Source organism: Mycolicibacterium arseniciresistens (assembly GCF_030519285.1).
Lineage (GTDB): Bacteria > Actinomycetota > Actinomycetes > Mycobacteriales > Mycobacteriaceae > Mycobacterium > Mycobacterium arseniciresistens.
The window spans coordinates 1-353 of record NZ_JAUMSQ010000443.1; the positions used below are offsets into that span (position 1 = coordinate 1).

At 76.2% G+C, this 353-nt stretch carries 1 pseudogene; it reads left to right on the forward strand.

Annotated elements, in window-relative coordinates:
* A pseudogene (locus Q2100_RS30160) lies at positions 1 to 353 on the forward strand (isoniazid response ATPase/transcriptional regulator IniR); the annotation flags it as partial.

The following is a 353-nucleotide window of genomic DNA, read 5'->3' on the forward strand; positions in this document are numbered from 1 at the left end:
GTGGTCGCGGTGGCCGCGGGCGATCCGGTCACGGCGCGCACGGTGCTCACCGCCGACAGCATCGGGCCGCCGACGTCGACGGCCAGGGCGGCGCGCAGCCTGGCGGAGGGCCTGATGCAGTCGCTGGACCAGCCGTATGCCGTCGCGGTGGCGCGGTTGAGTCAGGCGATCACCGCCGAGCGCGGTTCCCAGGAGGTCGCGCCCGACACCCCGGCCGCGCTGGTCACGCTGGCGGCACTGCACGGCGGTGACCCGGTGCGGGCGCGCAGCGTGATCGGCCGGGCGGTCAGGGAGGCCGACGGCGCGGAGCGCGCCGACGCTGAGATCTTCGTCACGCACCGGCACCGGTTGCT